Origin of the sequence: Streptomyces sp. NPDC015139, from assembly GCF_043079785.1 — a bacterium.
Lineage (GTDB): Bacteria > Actinomycetota > Actinomycetes > Streptomycetales > Streptomycetaceae > Streptomyces > Streptomyces albidocamelliae.
Map to the genome: position 1 here is coordinate 89787 of NZ_JBIBUW010000012.1, position 21007 is coordinate 110793.

The following is a 21007-nucleotide window of genomic DNA, read 5'->3' on the forward strand; positions in this document are numbered from 1 at the left end:
GCGGGGTCCAGCGGGCCCTGGGCGGGGCCGGCGGCGCGCGCACGCCCACCGTCCACCGGGCAGGACGTCCGGACCGACGCCGGGCCGGGTTGCCCCGGCGCCACCGGGCAGCGGCCGGGGGAGTGGGGGATGATCGGAAGACATCTGCGCGCCGGGGCTGCGGGCGGCCGTGACGGTCGGACCATACGGCGGCTCCGGCAGGGCGAGCCTCCGGCCGGAGCGGCGCCGAGGCGCGCGAGCAGGCCGGTTGCCGGATCGGCCGGTGCACGGACGGTGGCTGATCGACCTGGGCTGCGGCGGCACGGACTGCCGGCCGGGACACAACAGGCAAGACGCCCGCGCGCCGGGTTGCCTGGCGGCTCGGCTGCGGCGGGCCGCGGAGGCGGAAGGGGCAGACATGTCGGACGCCACACCGCAGACGGGAGGCCACTCCGAGCAGCAGCAGAGCCCGCCCGCCACCGGTGCCACGGAGCCGGGCGCCGCCGCGGGGTCCGACGGTGCCGTGGGGCGAAGCCCGGTCGAGCAGCCGGGTCCTGCGGCGACCGGGGCGGGTGATGCCGTGGGGCGCGGTGATGCAACGGAGCCGCGCGCCGCCGCGGGCCCCGGTGCCGTAGGGCCGGGTGCGGCCGAAGAGGTGCTGCCGACGGACCGGTCCGTACGGCTGGGCATCCTGCTGGCGCTGGTCGGCGGGGGACTGGACGCCTACACCTTCATCAGCCGTGGCGGGGTGTTCGCCAACGCGCAGTCCGGCAACGTGGTCCTGATGGGCGTGGCGGCCGCGCAGCGGCACTGGTGGGAGGCGCTGGGCCACCTCCCCGCGGTCGTCGCCTTCCTCGCCGGGGTCCTGGTCGCCGAAACGCTGCGGCGGCCGAGGGTGGCGGCGTTCCTGCGCCGGCCGGCCTGCGTGGCGATGGTGCTGGAGTGCGTGGTGCTGGCGGTGGTCGGACTCATCCCCGCGAGCGCGCCGGACGCCCTGGTCACGGTCCTGATCGCGTTCATGGCGTCGGTCCAGATGTCCACCTTCCGCACCCTGGTCGACACGGTCTACAACAGCACGATGACGACCGGGAACCTCCGCTCGGCCATGCAGAACGCCTACGAAGCGGTGGTCGGCCGGAGCGCGGACGCCCGGCGCCGGGCACGCCACTTCGCCGCCGTCGTGCTGGCCTTCCTCGCGGGGGCGTTCGGCGGGGGCTGGCTGACGTTCCAATGGGGTGTGCACGCGGTGTGGGCGGCCTGCGTGGTGCTGGCGGCCGGCCTGGCCCTGTTCGTGCACGACGAACGCATGGCACGCAGACTCCCCAAGCCCGGCAGCCCGGGCGCCTGAGGTACGGCCGAGCCGACGTGCGGGAAGTCCGTTCGGGCAAGGGCGTCGCACCCGGCCCGAAAAAACTTCCCGTGGCGATGTCGAGATCCCGTGACCCGCTCCGTCCTCGGGGTGAAGGCGGCCACAATGGGCCGCACGAGCTTCGAGGAGAAGGTCACCATGGCGAAGTATCTGCTGCTGAAGCACTACCGCGGCGCTCCGGCCCCTGCCGACTGCGTGCCGATGGACCAGTGGACGCAGGACGAGATCACGGCGCACGTGCAGTACATGCGCGACTTCGCGGCGCGGCTGGAGAAGACCGGGGAGTTCGTCGACGGCCAGGCGCTGGCCCCGGAGGGGACGTGGGTCCGGTACGACGGTGAGGGACGCCCGCCGGTCACCGACGGCCCGTTCGCGGAGACCAAGGACCTGATCGCCGGCTGGATGGTCATCGACGTCGACACCTACGAGCGGGCGGTCGAGCTGGCGGGCGAACTGTCGGCCGCGCCGGGCGCGGGCGGCGAGCCGATCCACGAGTGGCTGGAGCTGCGCCCGTTCCTCGCCGAGCCGCCGACCGTCACGGAGTGACCCCGGCCGTGGACGAGGTGCTGCTGCGAAGTCTGACGCCCGGCGTGCTCGCCGTCATGGTGGCGCGGGGCGCGGACTTCGCCGCGGCCGAGGACGCCGTACAGGACGCGTTGCTGGAAGCGGTGCGCGTGTGGCCGGCCGATCCGCCGCGGGATGCGAAGGGCTGGCTGGTGACCGTGGCATGGCGCCGTTACCTCGACGCGGTGCGGGCGGATGCCGCCCGCCGCCGGCGGGAGGACCGTGTCGACCAGGAGCCGTCGCCGGCGCCCTCGCCCGCGGTGGACGACACGCTCCAGCTGTACTTCCTGTGCGCACACCCCTCGCTGACGCCGTCGTCGGCGGTGGCACTGACGCTGCGCGCGGTGGGCGGGCTGACCACCCGGCAGATCGCCCGGGCGTACCTGGTGCCCGAGGCGACCATGGCCCAGCGCATCAGCCGGGCCAAGCGCACCGTCTCGGGCGTGCGGCTGGACCGGCCGGGCGACGTCGCCACCGTGCTGCGCGTGCTGTACCTGATCTTCAACGAGGGGTACGGCGGTGACGTCGACCTCGCCGCCGAGGCGATCCGGCTCACCCGGCAGCTCGCGGCCGGGATCGACCACCCCGAGGTGGCGGGGCTGCTCGCGCTGATGCTGCTGCATCATGCCCGGCGGCCCGCCCGGACCGGGCCGGACGGCAGCCTGGTGCCGCTCGCCGAGCAGGACCGCGGCCGCTGGGACACGAAGGCGATCGCCGAGGGCATCGCCCTCTTGCAGGCGGCTCTGTCGAGGGACCGTCTTGGCGAGTTCCAGGCCCAGGCGGCCGTCGCCGCCCTGCACGCGGACGCGCAGCGTGCGGAGGACACGGACTGGGTGCAGATCGTCGAGTGGTACGACGAGTTGGTACGCCTCACCGACAGCCCCGTCGTCCGGCTCAACCGCGCCGTCGCCGTCGGCGAGGCGGACGGCCCGCGTGCCGGGCTCGCCGCGCTGGCGGAACTGGACGCGTCGCTGCCCCGCCACTCGGCCGTGTCGGCGTACCTGCACGAGCGTGACGGGGATGTGGTGACGGCCGCACGCCTGTACGCCGAGGCGGCGCACAGGGCTCCCAACCTGGCCGAACGCGACCACCTGACGCGACAGGCCGCCCGGCTCAACGCCCGCGCCCGCGGCTGAGGGCTCCGGCCGACACCGGCCCGGATGCCGACACGGCGCGGCGCCGCGGTCGCTCCCCGGTGCGCGGCCGCGTTCGGTGCCCTACTCCTCGGACCGGTGGGGCCGTACGCGGACGTCGCCGGTGTCGGCGGACTTGCAGTGCTCCAGCAGCGCGGCCATCGGCCCGTCGACGAGGTGGTAGCGCACGATCCGGCCGTCCTTGCGGCCTTCGACCACTCCCGCGGCCCGCAGCAGCCGCAGTGCCTGGGAGACGGTGGTGTCGCGCATTCCGGTGGCCACGGCCAGGTCGGAGACGGCGATGGGACCGGCCTCGTGGACGGCGAGCAGCAGGGACAGCCGCCCGGGATCGGAGAGCAGGGAGAAGCGGTCGGCCCAGGTGCGCACCCGCTCGGGCTCGCCGACGGCGGCGATGGCGTCACAGACCCGGTCGCCGTCGATGGTGCGCTGCCCGGCACGGTCCGCGGGGACGAGATGCATGCCGTCATCATCGCAGCCCGGGGCGATCGCCTCCATACCTGAGCAGTTGTGCAATCTTGCAGCCGACGACCTCGGCCTTCTAGGGTGGACGGGCCGTGGTGTTCGGGAAGACCGGTGACAGCCCTCAGGGGCTCAGTCCGGAGCGGCCCTCGCCACTGTGATCGGGGAGTTCCCGCCCCACGTATGCCACTGGCCGCACGGCCGGGAAGGCAGGGGCGGGCGCGTCGACCCGTCAGCCAGGAGACCGGCCACGGCATCACGAAGCTGATCCACGAGGTGCTGGAGCGTGACCCGCATGACCGTGTCCCGAGGCGTGCCCGAAACCGACGCCGAACCGTCCTTCCGCTGGCGTCGCGAGGACACCGTCCGCACCGCGGGGCTCCTGGCCGTGATCGTGGCACTGCACGTGGTCGCCTTCGGGATCCTCTTCCTGCTGGTGATACCGCATCACTACGAGGTCGGCACGAAGGCGTTCGGGGTCGGGCTGGGCGTCACCGCCTACACGCTCGGCATGCGGCACGCCTTCGACGCCGACCACATCGCCGCGATCGACAACACCACCCGCAAGCTGATGGCCGACGGCAAGCGGCCCGTCTCCGTGGGCTTCTGGTTCGCCCTCGGGCACTCCAGCGTCGTGGTCGTGATGGCCGCCCTGGTCGCCGGCGGTGCGAAGCTCGCCGGCACCCTGATGAACGACGGCTCCCGTACCCACCAGGTCCTGGGCACCGTGGGCACCACGGTCTCGGGGTCCTTCCTGTACCTCATCGCCGCGCTCAACCTCGTGGCCCTGTTCGGCATCCTGCGGGTCTTCCGGGCCATGCGCGCTGGCCGGTACGACGAGGCCGAGCTGCAGGCGCACCTCGACTCGCGCGGGTTCATGAACCGCATCCTGGGACGGCTCACCAGGTCCATCCGCCGCCCGGGCCAGATGTTCCCCCTCGGCTTCCTCTTCGGGATCGGCTTCGACACCACGACCGAGGTCCTGCTCCTCGCGCTGGCCGGCAACGGCGCCGCCGCCGGGCTGCCCTGGTACGCGGTGCTGTGCCTGCCCCTGCTGTTCGCCGCCGGCATGAGCCTGTTCGACACCCTCGACGGCACCTTCATGAACTTCGCCTACCAGTGGGCGTTCTCGAACCCCGTCCGCAAGGTGTTCTACAACCTCACGATCACCGGCCTGTCCATCGCCGTCGCGTTCTTCGTCGGCACCATCGAACTGGTCGGCGTCCTGCACGACAAGCTCGGCCTGAGCGACGGCGTCACCGGCTGGATCGCGGGGCTGAACCTGGACAGCGTCGGCTACGTCATCGTCGGTCTGTTCGTGGTCGTCTGGGCGGTCGCCATCGCCTACTGGCGCCTGGCCAGGATCGAGGAACGCTGGAACACCCGCTCCGCCGACACCGGCTGACGTCGAGCACCGCACGGGTCCGCCATGTGGCCTACGCCATCGTCCCGTGCGGGAACTCCGCCACCGATCCGTCCGACTGCTGGAGCGGTACGGCTGCGACCTCTTGCGCCGTACGACGGTTCGAGCGACCAGGAAGGTCGAGCATGGCCGAGTCCCGACATCCCTCCCGCGGCGCGGCCGCGGTTCCCCGCACCTTGCTGCCCCCGCCCAGGCTCTGCGGCTTCCTGTTGCTGCTGGTGCTGGTCTTCTCGGCGGCGTACGCCGTGGGATCGGCCGCCGGGCCGGTGGCGCCGGGCATGCACGGCTCCGGAGGCGGCGGAGGCAGCGGAGGCGGCACGCATGACATGCCCGGCATGCACGGCGGCGGTCAGTGATGGGGGCCGAACCCCTGGCGCCGCTGGTGGTCACGGATCTGACGGTCGGCGGTATGACGTGTGCCGCGTGCGTCCGCCGGGTGGAGAAGAAGCTGGCCGGGCTCGACGGGGTCACGGCCACCGTCAACCTCGCCACCGGACGCGCCCGGGTCAGCCACCCGGCGGACATCCCCGCGGAGGACCTTGTCACGGCCGTCCAGCGGGCGGGGTACGAGGCCGCGCTGCCCGAGCCCGCCGTACCGGACAGGCGCGACGGGACCGACGGCGGCGAGAAGGCTGCCGAGGCCGCCGCGCTCCAGGAGCGCGAGCGGCTCGTGGTCACCGCGCTGCTCGCCGTTCCCGTGCTGGTCCTGTCGATGGTGCCCTCCCTGCAGTTCCGGAACTGGCAGTGGCTGTGCTTCGTGCTGGCGGCCCCGGTGGCGGTGTGGAGCGCCTGGCCGATCCACGCACGGGCGGTGCGCGGACTGCGTCACTCCGCGGCCACCATGGACACCCTCGTTTCGCTGGGCGTGGTGGCGTCCTTCTCCTGGTCGGCGTACGCGCTGTTCCTCGGGGGAGCGGGCGACCCGGGGATGCGGATGCCGTTCAGTCTGCTGCCGTCCGCGTCGGACGGCCCCGCGCACGTGTACCTGGAAGCCGCGGTCGGCGTACCGCTGTTCGTGCTCGCCGGGCGGTTCCTGGAGGCGCGGGCCGGGCGAGGTACCGGAGCCGCCCTGCGGTCGCTCGCGGAGCTGGCCGCCAAGGAGGTGTCCGTGCGCGACGGGCACCGCGAGCGTTCCGTGCCCATCGAACAGCTGCGGGTGGGGCAGGTCTTCGCCGTGCGCCCCGGTGAGCGGGTCGCCACCGACGGCCGTGTGGTGGAGGGCAGTTCCGCCCTGGATCTGTCCCTGGTCACCGGCGAGAGCGAGCCGGTCGAGGTGGGGCCCGGATCCGCCCTCGTCGGAGGAGCGGTCAACGCCGGTGGTCTGCTCCTGGTGCGAGCCACCGCCGTCGGGAGCGACACCCGACTGGCCCGGATCACCCGGCTGGTGACCGACGCCCAGGCGGGCAAGGCGCGGGCGCAGCGACTGGCCGACGCCGTGGCCGGGGTGTTCGTACCCGTCGTGCTGACCGTCGCCGTCACCGTGCTCGGGTTCTGGCTCGGCGCCGGAGCCGACCCTCAGGCGGCGATCACCGCGTGCGTGGCCGTGCTCGTCGTGGCCTGCCCCTGCGCGCTCGGCCTGGCCACGCCCACCGCCCTCATGGCCGCGACCGGCCGCGGCGCCCAACTGGGCGTACTGGTCGGCGGTCCGCGGACCCTGGAGGCACTCCGGCACGTCGACACCGTGGTCCTGGACAAGACCGGCACGCTGACCAGCGGCCACATGACCGTCGCCAGGATCACCGCGGCTCCGGGCGGTCTCGGCCAGGAGACGGTCCTCCGCCTGGCCGGTGCCGTGGAACAGGGTTCGGAACACCCGCTCGGGCGAGCCGTCACCAGTTGCGCGCGACGCGCACCGGCCGGGCAACCGCTCCCCGCCGTGCGCGACTTCACGGCCACGCCGGGACGGGGGGTATGCGGCCGCGTCGACGGCCGGACAGTGGAAGTCCTCTCCCCGGAGGGCGAGTTGCCGACGGTGCTGCGGGCCGCGCTCACAGCGGCGGAGGACGCCGCGCACACACCCGTCCTCGTACGCGTCGACGGACGCGCCGAGGCGCTGATCGCGGTCGGCGACGTCGTCCGGCCCGGCAGCTACCGAGCCGTGGACCGACTGCGCCGACTCGGGATCCGGCCGGTTCTCGCCACCGGTGACCGTGAGGCACCCGCCAGAGCCGTGGCCGGCGCACTCGGCATCGACGAGGTGCACGCCCGCTGCACGCCCGAGGACAAGGCGGCCCTCGTCCGGCGGTTGCAGGACGGTGGCGGGCGGGTCGCGGTCGTCGGGGACGGCGTGAACGACGCCGCCGCGCTCGCCGGCGCCGATCTGGGCATCGCCATGGGCAGCGGTACGGACGTGGCCATCGGCGCGGCCGACCTGACACTCGTACGCGAGGACATCGAAGCCCTGGTGGACGCCGTGCTGCTCGCCCGGCGCACGCTCGGTACGATCCGGACCAACCTGGTGTGGGCCTTCGGCTACAACGTCGTGACCGTGCCGCTCGCCGTGGCCGGGCTGCTCAACCCCATGGTGGCCGCGGCGGCGATGTCGGCCAGCTCCGTACTGGTGGTGGGCAACAGCCTGCGCCTGCGGGCGTGGCGGCCCACACCCGCCCCGGCACGCGAGCGGCGGCGCGAGCGGGCGGTGCCCCGGTGAACGGACTCCTTGCCGGCGCCGTCGCCCGGCTCACCGATCGCGGGCGGCTGACCGACGCCCTCCTCGCCACCCTCGTGCCCGTCGCCGCGGCCGGCCTGGCGCTGGCCGGCCTGACGACCTGGGTCGGCGCGGGCCACGCGGGAAGCCCCGCCCGCATACGCGTCACCGAAGGACGCGTCCTGCTCCCGACCGGCGGCTCGCCCGAGACGACGGCGTTCTTCCGCATCGCCAACGAGGGCGGCTCGACCGACCGTCTGCTGGGGGTCACCTCGCCCGGCGTCCCCGGTGGGGTGACACTCGCCCGGCACCGCATGGGCGCAGGGGCGACGGCCTACCGAGCCTCGATCGCATCGGTCGAGATACCGGCCGGACGGACGGTCGCGATGTCGCCGCACGGAGTGGACCTGACGGTGCCGGTCCCGGCCGGCGCGTGGCGGGCGGGCGACCGGGTGTCGTTCACACTGACGTTCCGCCGCGGCGGCCGCGTACGGATGTCCGCCGTGGTGGTCCGCGCGGGGACGGCCGTTTTCCGGCCCTGACCGTGTCGACGAGGCGCATGCCGTGAACGCCGTCCCCGAACGGCATTGGTCGATCCGGGGGGCGTCGCCCAACTTCCCTGTGCCTTCTGCCAGTACGCCGGCCGAACGGGCGCGGAGGAGACTCGCTGCCATGACCACGGCCCGGCCCGTCCTCACCTCGGGCAGGCGGCGTGGCACGTACATGACCGAGCGCAGGAGGGGGCGGCACGTGAGCGTGCAGCAGTACGACGAGATCGGCGAGGCCTTCGAGGGGTTCAAGTCCCTGCCGCTGACGCGTTACGGGGAGGTGCCGAGCCTCCTGGGCATGGTCGGGGACGTGAGCGGCAGGTCGGTCCTCGACGTGGCGTGCGGCACCGGCTTCTACAGCAGGGAGTTCAAGCGGCGCGGCGCCACGGACGTCCTCGGCGTGGACATCTCCGTCGAAATGGTCGCCGCCGCCCGGGACATCGAGCGACGTGACCCGCTGGGCGTGCGCTACGAGGTCGGCGACGTGACCGAACTCCGATCTCTCGAAAGGCGTTTCGACGTCGCCGTCGGGGTCCAGTGCCTCAACTACGCCGAGGACGTTGCGGCGATGGAGCGGATGTGCCGCAACATCCACCGGAGTCTGGTGCCCGGCGGGGAGTTCTTCGTGCTGGCACAGAAGCCCGACTACCGGTTCGACTGTCCGTCGCTGGAGAGGTACGGGTTCCGCTGCGAACCGACCGGCGAGGAGACGGAGACCGGTCCGCGGGTGCGGGTCACCGCCCTCGTCGAACCCGCGCCGATCAGCATCGTCACCACGGCCCCGCGCCGTGAGGTCTACGAGGACTGTCTGCGGGCGGCCGGCTTCCGTGCGGTGGAGTGGGTCCCGCTCCAGGTGTCCGAGGCCGGCGTCCGTGAGTTCGGCGCGGACTTCTGGACGGACCTCCGCACCAGGCCGCCGCTGGAGATGCTGCGCTGCCGCGCCTGAGCACGGCCACCTGCCGGAGTCGTCCGCGATGTCCGTGGAGTTCCCGCCCTGACGGTTCGGTGTGTGTCACTCTTCTCTGGCTGAGTCCGGGGCGCGCGTTCGTACGTACCCCCTGACGACGACCGGACCACTGGTGGGAAGATGGGCGCGTCATGACTGTCGGAGGGTGGTGCCGCACGCTGCGGGCCGGTGTGTTCGCCGCCGCCTGCGTGCTGCTCGCTGCCCTCGGTCACGTGCTGATGTCCGGTGTCCCGGTGCCCTGGTGGGCCATGGCGGCGGGGGCCGCCGGGACAGGTGCCGCCGGCTGGTGCCTCGCCGGGCGTGAGCGCGGACAGGCGCTGATCGTCACGGTCGTGGTCGGTGCGCAGGCGGTCCTGCACGAGGGCTTCTCGCTGGCGCAGGCGTTCGTGTCCGGCCGGTCCGAGGGTTCGTCCGCCGTGGCACAGGGCGTGGACGTCATGGGCATGGGCGCCACTCCCGCGGGCTCCCTGCACATGAACCCCACGGACATGGGCTCCGCGCACATGGGTTCGACGAACATGGGGCCCATGCACACGGGGTCCATGCACATGGGGTCCATGCACATGGACGCGATGCACATGCCCGGCCTGGGAGACATCGGGTCGGGCTCCATGACGCCCATGGACCCCGGTATGCACATGGCTCACAGCATGGGCGGCAACGGCACGTTCGGCATGTTCGCCGCCCACCTGCTCGCCGCGATTCTGTGCGGCCTGTGGCTGGCGCACGGCGAGCGCGCGGTGTTCCGCCTGCTGAGGACCGCCGCGACGCGCCTGGTGGCCCCCCTGCGGATGCTGCTCGCCCTGCCCGTGCCGCCGAGCCGGCCGCCGGTGCGCAGGCGCCGCACTTCCGGGCACCGCTCCCTGGCACGACTCCTGCTCTGCCACGCCATCATCTCCCGCGGGCCGCCGGTGGGCCTCGCTGTCGCCTGAGACAGCCGGATCCACCGGGGCTCCCCCTTCCTTCCCTTCCAGCGGGCGTTCTGAGGCCTCCTCGGAAGAGTTCGGCGGTGGTGTCGTGAGCGGTTCCCGAGGACCTGAGTGCTCCTGAGGCCATGAGTGGCCCCTGAGGGCCTGATGGGTTCCCGAGAACCCCCGATCACCGCTGCCCGCGCACAAGTGCGCACGAGCCCCGGGCACCGCCGTACCACCCCTACGGCGGCACCCCACTCACCGGAGAACCCGCGGTCCCACCATGACCGGGCTCCGGAGGACCTGCGAAGGACACCTCGTGATCACTTCTGCCCTGCCCGCTTCGCGAACGCAGAAGGCCTCGGCGGACGCCGCCGCGACCGCCTGGGCGCTGGCCGCCCGGAGCGGTGACCCGCAAGCGGCCGAACGTTTCGTGCGGGCCCTGCACTCCGACGTGCTGCGCTTCGTCACCCATCTGGGCGCCGACCCCCAGAACGTCGACGACCTCACCCAGGACACGTTCGTGCGGGCACTCGACAGCCTGCACCGCTTCGAGGGCCGGGCCTCCGCCCGTACCTGGCTGCTGTCCATCGCCCGCCGCGCGGTCGTCGACAGTTTCCGCCGTGCCGCCGTACGTCCCCGGACGGCCCACACCCACGACTGGCAGGCGGCCGCCGAGTGGGCGCAGCCGAGGGGTCTGCCCGGCTTCGACGACGGCATCGCCCTCCTCGACCTGCTGGACGCCCTCCCCGACGAACGCCGCGAGGCGTTCGTACTGACCCAGGTGGTCGGCCTGTCCTACGAGGAGGCGGCCCGGTTCGGCGGCTGCCCTGTCGGGACGGTGCGCTCGCGCGTGGCCCGCGCGCGGATGACCCTCACGGCGCTGCTCGCCGAAGCCGACGGACCCGCCGGCAGCGCGGCCGCCGTAAAACCCACCCCTCCCGGGACCGCCCCGGCCGGTCGGGCGGCCTGACGGCGACCGGACCGGCGCCGCCCGCGTACGGCACGCGCGGCGGCGCCGGCAGCCGGCGTCGTGGGCCCGTGACGCCGGCAGCGACGCCTCGCCCCAGCCCCTCACGAGTGAACGGAGGCGCCAAGTCCCCTGGTGACGCGCCACCTTGTCCAGAAGTCGTGGGAACTCGTCCGGTCACCCGCCCGACTACTGATGCGACGGCACGGTCCAGCGACGGTCGCGCGAGCGGCCAGGAGGACCTCATGACACCCGAGTTGGACGACGCGTTCGCGGCGATCAGAAGCGACCACGGTGCGACATCCCTCAGCCGGGTGGAGCGGATGCTGGAACCCGGAGGGGGCGAGGCCGGGCACCCCCGTCGGCGGGGAGCCAGATGGATCCTGCCGGGACTGTCTCCCACCCCGTGGCACGATCCCCGTGCCCACCCGGAACTGCTCTCCGTCGTCGAGGCACTGGAAGGCGCCCATCCGGCCATCAAGGACGAGCTGACCTCGGCCTGGGAGATGCGCCGGGAGGCGTTCTCCGCCTACGAGCACCATCTGACCAGGCAGGACGACTGGCAGGCCCTCCACCTGTACCGCGGTGGCGCCATGGTCGAGCCGTCGGCCGCGCTCGTGCCCACCGCGTACAAGGTGCTCGAGGAGTTCGCCGTCGACGCGGAGAAGATCTGCCCCCTCCTGGAGAGCCACTTCTCCACCCTGCTGCCCGGGGCGTCCATAGCCCCGCACTGCGACCTGTGGAACTTCAGCATCAACCTGCACCTCGCCGTGGACATCCCCGAGGGGTGCAGCATCACCGTCGCCGGTGAGACCCGTACCTGGCAGGAGGGCCGGTGCCTGCTCTTCGACTACTCCTTCGAGCACGAGGCGCGCAATGACGGCGACCGTCCACGCACCTGTCTCCTCCTGGACCTGTGGCATCCCGAGACGACCCTTGCCGAACGGCAGGCGCTGGTGGTGCTCATCACGGAGATCAGGCGGCTGATGGGAGCGAACGAGTAGGTGGAGCGGACCATGTCGGCACGACTGCCGCTCCTCGTTCTGGCGCTGGCCCAACTGGTCGTCGCCCTCGACTTCAACATCGTGTACGTCTCCCTGCCCGCCGTAGGCACGGACCTCGGCTTCGCGGAACACGATCTGCAGTGGGTGGTCAGCGCCTACGTCGTGACGACGGGGGGCTTCCTGCTGCTGGGTGGCCGGGCCGCGGACCTGCTGGGCAGGCGCCGGACGTTCGTCGTCGCGGCCTCGGTCTACGCGGTGTCCTCGCTGGTGGGAGGGTTCTGCGTGGCTCCGGGAGCACTGATCGCCGTGCGGGCGGTCCAGGGGATCGGGGGAGCCCTGCTCTTCCCGGCCACCCTGTCCCTGATCAACACGATCTACGCCGAAGGACCGGACCGGAACCGGGCGTTGGCGGTGTGGGGTGCCGCGGGCGCCGGCGGTCTCTGCTTCGGTTCCCTTCTCGGAGGCGTCCTGGTCGAGGCGTTCGGCTGGCCGTCGGTGTTCTTCGTCAGCGTTCCCCTGGCGGCGGCCGTCGCGTGGGCGGGCTGGGTGCTCTTCCCCACGGACGTCCCCCCGGTCGCGGCGCGGAGCTTCGACCTGGCGGGCGCGCTGACCGGTACCGCGGGCATCACCCTGCTGGTGTTCCTGCTCGTGCGGGCGCCCGAGGCCGGCTGGTTCACCCCGTCCGTCCTGGTGAGCGCGGTGCTGTCGGTGGCTCTGCTCACCCTCTTCACCGTCGTCGAGACGCGCTCACGCGATCCGCTGGTGCCGGGCCGCCTGTTCGGGCACCGAGGGCTCGTCGCGGCGATCGCGGTGACCGCCGTCTACAGCGCCACGTTCAGCTCGCTGCCGTACTTCCTGACCCTGTACTTCCAGGAGGTGCGCGGGTACGGCGCGTTGGCGACCGGCCTGGCCTTCCTGGTTCCCGCCGTCGTGGTCGCGGTGGGGACACAGGCCGGGGAGCGGGCCGTCGCGGCCGTCGGCGTGCACCGCACGCTGGCCGGCGGGATGGCACTCGGTGCGACGGGGGCCGCCGCTCTCGGCCTCGCCCTCACCCCGCACGGCTCCTACCCCCTGCTCCTCCCGGGCATCGTGCTCGTCGGCCTGGGCCAGGGCGCCGCCTGGACCTGCATATGGATCGCCGCAGGCGCCGGTGTCGACCCCGACGAGCAGGGCGTGGCGTCGGGAATCACCTCCACCGGTCTGCAGATCGGCGGTGCGGTGGGTCTCGCGGTGCTGGTGGCGGTGGCCGGCGCCGTCGGACGGCATCCGGCCGGCGGTCCCTCGGCGGCCGGCCTGCGAACCGCCGTGTTCGCGATAGCGGCGGGGATCGCCTGCGGTGTGCCCCTGGCCCGCGCCGTGCGCGGAACCCCCGCCGCTTCCTAGACAGCGCCGTACGCGGGGCCTCACGGCACCCGTTCTCAGAAAACCCCCACGAAGGAATCGACTCATGAAGATCACCGAACATCCCGGCTCCGCCCTCGGCGCCACGATCGAGGGCTTCGACCACACCAACGCATCGGAGGCGGACGTCCAGAGGCTCAAGCGGACCGTCTACACGAAGAAGATCGCCGTCCTGAAGGCGCAGGACCTCACTCCCCGACAGTTCCTCGACCTCGGCAGCCGTCTCGGACGCCCGGAGACCTACTACGAGCCGATGTACCACCACCCCGAACTGCCGGAGATCTTCGTGTCCTCCAACGTCCCGGAGAACGGCAGACAGATAGGCGTGCCGAAGACCGGCACGTTCTGGCACGCCGACTACCAGTTCATGCCCGATCCCTTCGGCATCACCCTCATCCACCCCCAGGTCGTCCCGCTGCGCGACCGCGGCACCTACTTCATCGACATGGGCCGGGCCCACGCGAAACTGCCCGAGGATCTCCGGAAGCGGATCGCCGGCACCTACTGCCGGCACTCCGTCCGCAAGTACTTCAAGATCCGCCCGCAGGACGTCTACCGCCCGCTCTCCGAAGTCGTCGAGGAGGTCGAGCGCAATACTCCGGCCGTGCGCCAACCCACCACGTTCACGCACCCCTTCACCGGCGAGACCGTCCTCTACATCAGCGAGGGCTTCACCGTCGGCATGGAGGACGCGGACGGCAGGCCGCTCGACGACGACCTGCTGCACCGCCTGTTCGAGGCCACCGGCCAGCTCGACGACACCTTCGAGCACGGTGACATCCATCTGCAGAGCTTCGAGCAGGGCGATCTGCTCGTCTGGGACAACCGCAGCCTCGTCCACCGCGCCCGGCACACGGCCACCCCGGAACCGACCGTCTCCTACCGCGTCACCGTCCACGACGACCACAAGCTGCACGACGGGATACGAGTGCCATGACCACCACCTCCGCCCAGCGCCCGTACGCCACTGACACCGACCTCCTGGAGCGTGTCCTGGCGCCGTACAAGGCGCACTGCAGGTACCTGACGTCCGCGGTCGTCACGACAGGGCCCAAACACCACGCGGCGCGCTGCGAGTTCGCGATCCCCGAGTCCTGCTACATCGACGACACCGGGCACCTGAACTCGGTCGAGGTCAACATCGCCTACAACCAGATGATGTACTACCTCGTCGCGAAGTCCGTCCGGGAAGGACTCCTGGCCGGGTTCGAGGACTGGACCCTGGACGACTTCTGGCGGCATCAGCTCCCGGACATCCTCATCGCCCGCTTCTCGGGCAGCTTCCGGCGTCCGATCGACCCCCGCTCCTTCTCGGGCGAGATGGAGTTCCTGTCCGTCACCCGGCGCGAGCCCGACGGCCGCAAGCCGTTCCTCCACGCCAAGACCTCCTACCGCTACTGGGACGCCGACGGCGGACGCTGCGACGGCGAGGCGACCCTCGCCTTCGTCAACCTCCCCTGACCCGGCCACCGAAGGGACCGCCCATGGAAACCCTCGTCGAGACCGTCCGCTTCCACGCCGAACACCGGCCCGACGCCCCGGCCGTGCTCTGCGAAGGCCGCAGCCTGTCCTACGGCGCCCTGCACCACGAGAGCAACCGCATCGCCCACGCCATCCGGGCAGCCGGACTCGCCGAGGGCGACCGCGTGGCGTACCTCGGCAGGGAGTCCGAGCACTACTACGAGATCCTCTACGGCTGTGCCAAGAGCGGCACCGTGCTGGTCCCCGTCAACTGGCGGCTCACCGCACCCGAGGTGAGCCACATCCTCCAGGACTCCGGAACCGGACTCCTGTTCCTGGAGCCGGAGTTCGCGCCGATCGTGGCACGCATGCCGACCGCGCCGCCCGAGACGGTCGTACCGCTGGAGACCATCACCGCGTGGAGCGCACAACACCCCTGCACAGAACCGGAGTTCGCGGCCGAATCCGGGACACCGGTCGCCCAGCTCTACACCAGCGGCACCACCGGACTCCCCAAAGGCGTCGTCCTCGCCCACCGCAGCTTCTTCGCCGTCCGTGACGCCCTGGTGCGCGAGGGACTCGACTGGATCGACTGGCGGGACGGTGACATCGCGCTCGTCGGCATCCCCGGCTTCCACATCGGGGGCCTGTGGTGGGCCACGCAGAACCTCAACGCGGGTACGACCATCGTGGCGATGCGCGCCTTCGCCGCCCGCCACGCCGTCGACCTGATCCGCGGACTCGGCGTCACCACCGCCTGCGTGGTGCCCGCGATGCTCCGCCTGCTGCTCACCGAACCGGGCGTGAGCGCACAGGACTTCACCACGCTCCGCAAAATCGTCTACGGCGGCTCGCCGATCTCCGAGAACCTGCTGGAGGAGAGCCTCACCGTCCTTGACTGCGAGTTCGCCCAGATCTACGGCCTCACCGAGACCGGCAACACCGCCCTGTGTCTGCCACCGGCCGACCATGTGCCCGGCGGACCGCGCATGCAGGCCGCGGGCCGCCCCTATCCGGGCGTCCGCGTCAAGGTGATCGACGACAAGGGCCGACCGCTGCCACCGGGCGAGATCGGAGAGGCCTGCCTGCACACCCCGGCCCGCATGGTCGAGTACTGGGGCCTGCCCGACAGGACCGCCCAGACCCTGGTCGACGGGTGGATCCACACCGGCGACGCCGGGTACCTCGACGAGGACGGCTACCTTTTCATCCAGGACCGGATCAAGGACGCCGTCCTCGTCGCCGGCGAGAACGTCTACCCCGCCGAGATCGAGAACGTGCTGGAGCACCACCCGGGCGTGGCCGAGGCCGTGATCGTCGGAGCCCCCGACGAGCGCTGGGGCGAACGCGTCCACGCCTTCGTCGTCCCCGCTCCCGGCGAGCGGCCGAGCCCACGGGACCTGCACACGTTCCTCGTGCCGCGGCTGGCCGCCTTCAAGCTGCCCTCGCGCTACGAGTTCATCGACCGCGTACCGCGCAACCCCAGCGGCAAGATCCTCCGCCGGGAGCTGCGCGACCGCTTCTGGGGCGACTCCGCCCGCAAGGTCAACTGACGCCGCCGACACCGCCGTGGAGAGAGACCATGCCTCAACCCCTCACCCTCGACAGCTTCCGCGCCGACCTCGCCGAGTTCCTGTACCTGAGCCCCGACGAAGTCGACCTGGACGAGAACCCGCTGGACGCGGGCCTCGACTCCCTGCGCATCGTCACCCTGCTCGAACGGTGGCAGTCCGCCGGTGCCGACGTCAGCTTCGTGGACCTCGCCGAGCGCACCTCCTTCGCCCAGTGGTGGCGGCTGCTGGCCGAACGCCAGGGAGGAGAGAACCATGCCGACACCTAGACACGCACGCCGCCATCCGCTGCTGGCCGCGCAGGAAGGCATCTGGACCGGCCAGCAGCTCGACCCGGACAGTCCCGCCTACAACACGGCCGAATACGTGTGCATAGAGGGGTCCGTCGACGCGGCCGTCTTCGAACTCGCCCTCCACCACGTGGTCGCCGAGACCGAAGCCCTCAACGTCACCTACGAGACGGACGGGGCAGGGCGCCCCTGGCAGCTCGAAACCCCGGTCACCGACTGGCAGTCGCACACCGTCGACCTCACCGGCGAACCGGACCCGCGCGGCGCCGCGCTCGCGTGGATGGCCGAGGACCTGGCCCGGCCCGTGGACCTGGCCCGGGGACCCGTGTTCGGCCACGCCCTGCTGAAGACCGGAGACGAGCGGTATCTCTGGTACCACCGGGTGCACCACATCGCCCTCGACGGCTTCGGCCTCTCCCTGGTCGCCCGCCGTGTGGCCCGGGTCTACACCGCCCTCATGGCCGGCGAGCCGATACCGGACAGCGGCTTCGGCACACTGGACTCCGTCCGCGCCGAGGAACAGGCGTACCGGGAGAGCGACCGGCACGCCGGGGACCGCGCCCACTGGAACACGCGGTACGCCGACCGACCCTCGGTGGCCTCACCGGCCGGCCGGTCCGCGCTGCCCGCCCGCACCTTCCACCGCCGCGTCACCGACCTCGAACCGGACCAGGTGGACGCACTGCGCACGGTCGCCCGAGAGCTGTCGGTGACCTGGTCCGAAGTCCTGCTCGCGGTGACGGCGGCCCATCTCCACCGCGTCACCGGTGCGGCGGAGACCGTCCTGAGCCTGCCCGTCATGGGCCGCCTCGGCTCGGTGTCGCTGCGTGTACCGGCGATGGTGCGCAACATCCTGCCGCTGCGGGTGTCCGTCACCGCCGACGACAGCCTGCGCGACTTGGCGGCCCGCGTCTCCGGCGAACTCCGCGCCGGACTGCCGCACCAGCGCTACCGCTACGAACAGCTGCGCCGCGACCTGAAGTTGGTGGGCGGGCAGCGGCGCCTGTCCGGGCCCGGTGTCAACATCATGCCGTTCGCGTACGATCTGCGGTTCGCCGGACACCGCAGCACCGTCCACAACGTCTCCGCCGGTCCCGTCGACGACCTGGCGGTCAACGTGTACGACCGCTCGGACGGAACCGGACTGCGGATCGCGACCGACGCCAACCCCGACCTGTACGACGAGACCGAAGTCGCCGCCCTCCACACGGGGTTGCTCGCTCTGCTGGCCGAGGCGGTGGCCGCTCCCGACCGGCCCCTGAGTCCGCCGTCCGCACTGGTTCTCGACGGCGGTCCACTGCCCGCCCCCGCCCGCCCGGTGCTGAGCCTGATCGCCGACCACGCCACCCACCGGGGCGCCGTGGCGGCCGTGGAGCACGCCGGGGACAGCATCACGTACGCACGGCTGTACGCCGACGCACGCGAGCTGGCCCTCCGGCTGACGGCGCGGGGTGCCGGCCCGGACACCCTGGTGGCCGTGGCGCTGCCGCGGGGGATCGGTGCCGTCACCGCGGTCCTCGGCGTGCTGCTCGCGGGCGCGGCCTACTGTCCTCTCGACCCGGCCGCTCCGCCCGACCGGACGGCACGGCTGCTGAGCGGGACCGAGCCCGTCCTGGTCCTGACGACGACCACCTGGGCGGACACCTTCACGGGCACACCCGTACTCGCGCTCGACCAGCCGGACTCGCCGTCCGGCCCCGCCCCGAGACCTCCCTCGCCCCAGGACCCCGCCTACGTCATCCACACCTCCGGCTCCACCGGCCGCCCCAAGGGCGTCGAGATCAGCCACGGCGCCCTGGCGAACTTCGTGACCGGGGCGACCCACCGCTACGGGCTGAGCAGCGACGACCGCGTCCTGCAGTTCGCGCCGCTCCACTTCGACGCCAGCGTGGAGGAGATCCTCCTGACGCTCTGCGCCGGAGCCACCCTCGTCGTCCGTACCGACGACATGACGGAGTCGGTCCCGCGGTTCCTGGACGCGTGCGCGCGCCTGCGGATCAACGTGCTGGACCTGCCCACCGCCTACTGGCACGAACTCGCCCACGCCCTCTCGACGGGCACGGCCGCCCTGCCCGCGGGCGTACGGACCGTCGTCATCGGCGGTGAGGCCGCGCTGCCGGAACGGGTGGAGCGCTGGCGCAAGGCCGTCGGCACCTCGGTCCGGCTGTTCAACACCTACGGCCCGACCGAGGCCACCGTGGTCGCCACCGTCGCCGACCTGCACGACCCCGGGCTCGCCCAGGGCGCCGTACCCATCGGGCTGCCACTGCCCGGCACCAGGGCCGCCGTCGTCCGCGGGGAGTTGTACCTCCTGGGCGACAACCTGGCCCTCGGCTACCGGGGGACCGAAGTCCGCGACACCGCCCGGTTCGCGCCTCTCGCGGCGCTTCCGGGAGCGCCCCGCGCCTACCGTACGGGCGACCTGGTGGACATCGGTGACGACGGGCAACTGCGGTTCCTCGGCCGAGCGGACGAGGAATTCAAGATCAGCGGTCATCGTGTGCACCCGGCCGAGGTGGAGAGCGCGCTGCTGACCCATCCCCGGATCCGTGAGGCGGCCGTCGTCGGCCGGACGATGCCGGACGGCACCCGCGCGCTCGCCGCCCATCTGGTCACGGACCCCCCGGCCCCGTCCGCCTCCGAGGTGAGGGCTCACCTCCGGGCGAGGCTGCCGGCGGCGATGATCCCCTCGGCCGTCGCCTTCCACGCCCGTCTGCCCCGCACCGGATCCGGCAAGGTCGACCGACCCGCACTGAGCACCGCGCCCGAGCCCCGCGTCCCGACCGCCGGCAGTCGCCTGGAACGGACCGTCATCGGCGTCTGGCAAGGGATCCTGGGCGTCGACGGCATCACCCCCGACGACGACGTGTTCGACCTGGGCGCCCAGTCCCTGCAGGCCATCCAGGCCGCCAACCGGCTCGGCACGGAACTCGCCCGTGACGTACGGGTCGCCTGGCTCTTCCAGCACCCGACGGCGGCGGCACTCGCCCGCTTCCTCGACGAGCGCTCACCCGCCGCCACCGGCCTCCCCGCGGCGCTGCACACCGACACCGTCCTCGACCCGGACATCCGCCCCGGGACAGGCCGGCACACCGACACCCCGGCGCGCATCCTGCTGACCGGAGCCACCGGCTTCGTCGGCGCGCACCTGCTGGCGGAACTCCTGGCCGCCACGGACGCGGAGATCGTCTGCACCGTCCGGGCGCCCACCGGCGACGCGGCCGCGGACCGCGTGCACAAAGCCCTGTGGGAACACCACCTCGGGCTTCCGGAATCCGCGCGGCAGCGCGTCACCGCCGTCCCCGCCGACCTCGCCCGCCCGGACCTCGGCCTCGCACCCGATCTCCTCGATGAACTGGCCGGGACCTGCGACGCCGTCTTCCACAACGCCGCCACGGTCAGCGTCCTGCGCGAGTACGGCACCCTGCGCGCGGTCAACACCGAGTCCACCCGGCACCTGCTGCGCCTGGCGGCCCGACGGACCGTTCCCCTCCACTACGTGTCCACGCTGTCCGTGGCCCCGCCGGCGAGCCTCGACGCCGAGGTGCGAGAGGAGTTCCTGCCACCGCACGCGGGCCTGCGTCACGGCTACCAGCAGTCGAAGTGGGCCTCCGAACGCCTGCTCGAACAGGCGGCCGAGCGTGGTCTGCCGGTCACCGTGCACCGTCTGGGACGCGTGGTCGGACCCGCCGGCTCCGGGTACGTCAACGCCGACGACTTCCTGTGGAGCGTGCTGCGCGCCGGTCTCCCGGCGGGAATCCTCCCGGAGTTGTCCGAGGACGAGACCTGGACACCGGTCGACCACATCGCCAGGTCCGTGGTGCATCTGGCCCGCACGGCCGCCGGGCCCGTCTTCAACCACGCGGCCGTTCCGCGGGTCCGGCTGAGCGACCTCTACGACTGGGTGGAGGAGTACGGGTACGCCGTACGACGCCTGCCGCTCACCCGATGGCGCGACCAACTGCCCCCGTCGTCCGGGCCCGCCGCCACCCTGCTCACCTTCTTCGACGCCCACGACACCACCGGGAGCGGTACACCCGACCTGCGCCTCGGACACGTCCGCGCCGACAACGTCCGCCAGGGCCTGCGCGGCAGCGGCATCACCTGTCCGCCCGTCGACCGCGACCTGGTCTTCCGGTACCTCGACCACTGCGTGACCACCGGCAAGCTGCCCGCACCGGCCGGACACGATCCCCGTCCGGCCTCCCGGAAGCAGTGGTCGGACCGCGTCGGGAACTCGAGACCACCGCGCCACGACTACTGCAACGGAACACCACCGAGCCTGTGAG

Annotated in this window: 17 protein-coding genes, 1 pseudogene and 1 riboswitch; of the genes and pseudogenes, 17 read left to right on the forward strand and 1 reads right to left on the reverse strand. The window is 72.4% G+C overall.

Going from position 1 to position 21007, the window contains the following annotated elements; all coding sequences use genetic code 11:
- Window positions 1–397 precede the first annotated feature (397 nt).
- The 3 genes from ACF08B_RS29080 (at window position 398) to ACF08B_RS29090 (ending at window position 3048) form a co-directional block, all read left to right on the forward strand.
- Window positions 398–1327: a YoaK family protein gene (locus tag ACF08B_RS29080; protein WP_392320106.1), complete on the forward strand. Its 930-nt coding sequence runs from the start codon at window positions 398–400 to the stop codon at window positions 1325–1327.
- 159 nt (window positions 1328–1486) lie between these two features.
- A complete protein-coding gene (locus ACF08B_RS29085) occupies window positions 1487–1894 on the forward strand; it encodes a YciI family protein (protein WP_392320251.1) in 408 nt (135 codons plus the stop codon).
- Window positions 1895–1902: 8 nt separating this feature from the next.
- Window positions 1903–3048 (forward strand): RNA polymerase sigma factor, encoded by a 1146-nt coding sequence (locus ACF08B_RS29090; RefSeq protein WP_392320252.1) that lies wholly within the window; start codon window positions 1903–1905, stop codon window positions 3046–3048.
- Window positions 3049–3129: 81 nt separating this feature from the next.
- Here the strand turns inward: ACF08B_RS29090 and ACF08B_RS29095 are convergent, their stop codons facing one another.
- On the reverse strand, window positions 3130–3525 hold the full coding sequence (locus ACF08B_RS29095) for an ArsR/SmtB family transcription factor (protein WP_392320107.1): 396 nt from the start codon (window positions 3523–3525) through the stop codon (window positions 3130–3132).
- Window positions 3526–3604: 79 nt separating this feature from the next.
- Window positions 3605–3793: riboswitch (cobalamin riboswitch) on the forward strand.
- 8 nt (window positions 3794–3801) lie between these two features.
- Between ACF08B_RS29095 and ACF08B_RS29100 the strand changes: the two are divergent.
- The 14 genes and pseudogenes from ACF08B_RS29100 (at window position 3802) to ACF08B_RS29165 (ending at window position 21006) form a co-directional block, all read left to right on the forward strand.
- Window positions 3802–4930: pseudogene (locus ACF08B_RS29100) on the forward strand (HoxN/HupN/NixA family nickel/cobalt transporter).
- Window positions 4931–5073: 143 nt separating this feature from the next.
- The gene (locus ACF08B_RS29105; RefSeq protein WP_392320108.1) at window positions 5074–5304 is read left to right on the forward strand and encodes a hypothetical protein; all 231 of its coding nucleotides are present in this window, start codon (window positions 5074–5076) and stop codon (window positions 5302–5304) included.
- Window positions 5304–7598 (forward strand): heavy metal translocating P-type ATPase, encoded by a 2295-nt coding sequence (locus ACF08B_RS29110; protein ID WP_392320109.1) that lies wholly within the window; start codon window positions 5304–5306, stop codon window positions 7596–7598. Before ACF08B_RS29105 ends, ACF08B_RS29110 begins: the two co-directional genes overlap by 1 nt.
- A complete protein-coding gene (locus ACF08B_RS29115) occupies window positions 7595–8137 on the forward strand; it encodes a copper chaperone PCu(A)C (protein ID WP_392320110.1) in 543 nt (180 codons plus the stop codon). Before ACF08B_RS29110 ends, ACF08B_RS29115 begins: the two co-directional genes overlap by 4 nt.
- A 208-nt stretch (window positions 8138–8345) precedes the next feature.
- Entirely contained in the window at window positions 8346–9089 is a 744-nt protein-coding gene (locus ACF08B_RS29120; protein ID WP_392320253.1) for a class I SAM-dependent methyltransferase, read from the forward strand.
- Between the two features lie 152 nt (window positions 9090–9241).
- Window positions 9242–10042: a hypothetical protein gene (locus tag ACF08B_RS29125; protein WP_392320111.1), complete on the forward strand. Its 801-nt coding sequence runs from the start codon at window positions 9242–9244 to the stop codon at window positions 10040–10042.
- Window positions 10043–10340: 298 nt separating this feature from the next.
- Complete coding sequence (locus ACF08B_RS29130; protein WP_392320112.1) at window positions 10341–10994, forward strand: sigma-70 family RNA polymerase sigma factor; 654 nt, start codon at window positions 10341–10343, stop codon at window positions 10992–10994.
- A 242-nt stretch (window positions 10995–11236) separates the two neighbouring features.
- Window positions 11237–11995 carry an aspartyl/asparaginyl beta-hydroxylase domain-containing protein gene (locus tag ACF08B_RS29135; protein WP_392320113.1) on the forward strand — a complete coding sequence of 253 codons (759 nt, stop codon included), beginning with the start codon at window positions 11237–11239 and terminating at the stop codon, window positions 11993–11995.
- A 12-nt stretch (window positions 11996–12007) separates the two neighbouring features.
- On the forward strand, window positions 12008–13378 hold the full coding sequence (locus ACF08B_RS29140) for an MFS transporter (protein ID WP_392320114.1): 1371 nt from the start codon (window positions 12008–12010) through the stop codon (window positions 13376–13378).
- 64 nt (window positions 13379–13442) lie between these two features.
- On the forward strand, window positions 13443–14333 hold the full coding sequence (locus ACF08B_RS29145; RefSeq protein WP_392320115.1) for a TauD/TfdA dioxygenase family protein: 891 nt from the start codon (window positions 13443–13445) through the stop codon (window positions 14331–14333).
- Window positions 14330–14857 carry an FcoT family thioesterase gene (locus ACF08B_RS29150; protein WP_392320116.1) on the forward strand — a complete coding sequence of 176 codons (528 nt, stop codon included), beginning with the start codon at window positions 14330–14332 and terminating at the stop codon, window positions 14855–14857. Before ACF08B_RS29145 ends, ACF08B_RS29150 begins: the two co-directional genes overlap by 4 nt.
- Window positions 14858–14880: 23 nt before the next feature.
- Complete coding sequence (locus ACF08B_RS29155; protein WP_392320117.1) at window positions 14881–16410, forward strand: long-chain-fatty-acid--CoA ligase; 1530 nt, start codon at window positions 14881–14883, stop codon at window positions 16408–16410.
- A 29-nt stretch (window positions 16411–16439) separates the two neighbouring features.
- Window positions 16440–16697, forward strand: a complete 258-nt coding sequence (locus ACF08B_RS29160; protein WP_392320118.1) for a phosphopantetheine-binding protein — start codon at window positions 16440–16442, stop codon at window positions 16695–16697.
- Window positions 16684–21006, forward strand: coding sequence for an amino acid adenylation domain-containing protein (locus tag ACF08B_RS29165; RefSeq protein ID WP_392320119.1), 4323 nt, complete (start codon window positions 16684–16686; stop codon window positions 21004–21006). The genes ACF08B_RS29160 and ACF08B_RS29165 overlap by 14 nt, the downstream gene beginning before the upstream one ends.
- Window position 21007: the final 1 nt, after the last annotated feature.

Coding starts and splice junctions, on each gene's coding strand:
- ACF08B_RS29080 (WP_392320106.1), top strand. CDS start 398: ATGTCGGACGCCACACCGCAGACGGGAGGCCACTCCGAGCAGCAGCAG.
- ACF08B_RS29150 (WP_392320116.1), top strand. CDS start 14,330: ATGACCACCACCTCCGCCCAGCGCCCGTACGCCACTGACACCGACCTC.
- ACF08B_RS29155 (WP_392320117.1), top strand. CDS start 14,881: ATGGAAACCCTCGTCGAGACCGTCCGCTTCCACGCCGAACACCGGCCC.
- ACF08B_RS29105 (WP_392320108.1), top strand. CDS start 5,074: ATGGCCGAGTCCCGACATCCCTCCCGCGGCGCGGCCGCGGTTCCCCGC.
- ACF08B_RS29165 (WP_392320119.1), top strand. CDS start 16,684: ATGCCGACACCTAGACACGCACGCCGCCATCCGCTGCTGGCCGCGCAG.
- ACF08B_RS29095 (WP_392320107.1), bottom strand. CDS start 3,525: ATGCATCTCGTCCCCGCGGACCGTGCCGGGCAGCGCACCATCGACGGC.
- ACF08B_RS29135 (WP_392320113.1), top strand. CDS start 11,237: ATGACACCCGAGTTGGACGACGCGTTCGCGGCGATCAGAAGCGACCAC.
- ACF08B_RS29110 (WP_392320109.1), top strand. CDS start 5,304: ATGGGGGCCGAACCCCTGGCGCCGCTGGTGGTCACGGATCTGACGGTC.
- ACF08B_RS29140 (WP_392320114.1), top strand. CDS start 12,008: ATGTCGGCACGACTGCCGCTCCTCGTTCTGGCGCTGGCCCAACTGGTC.
- ACF08B_RS29125 (WP_392320111.1), top strand. CDS start 9,242: ATGACTGTCGGAGGGTGGTGCCGCACGCTGCGGGCCGGTGTGTTCGCC.
- ACF08B_RS29160 (WP_392320118.1), top strand. CDS start 16,440: ATGCCTCAACCCCTCACCCTCGACAGCTTCCGCGCCGACCTCGCCGAG.
- ACF08B_RS29085 (WP_392320251.1), top strand. CDS start 1,487: ATGGCGAAGTATCTGCTGCTGAAGCACTACCGCGGCGCTCCGGCCCCT.
- ACF08B_RS29145 (WP_392320115.1), top strand. CDS start 13,443: ATGAAGATCACCGAACATCCCGGCTCCGCCCTCGGCGCCACGATCGAG.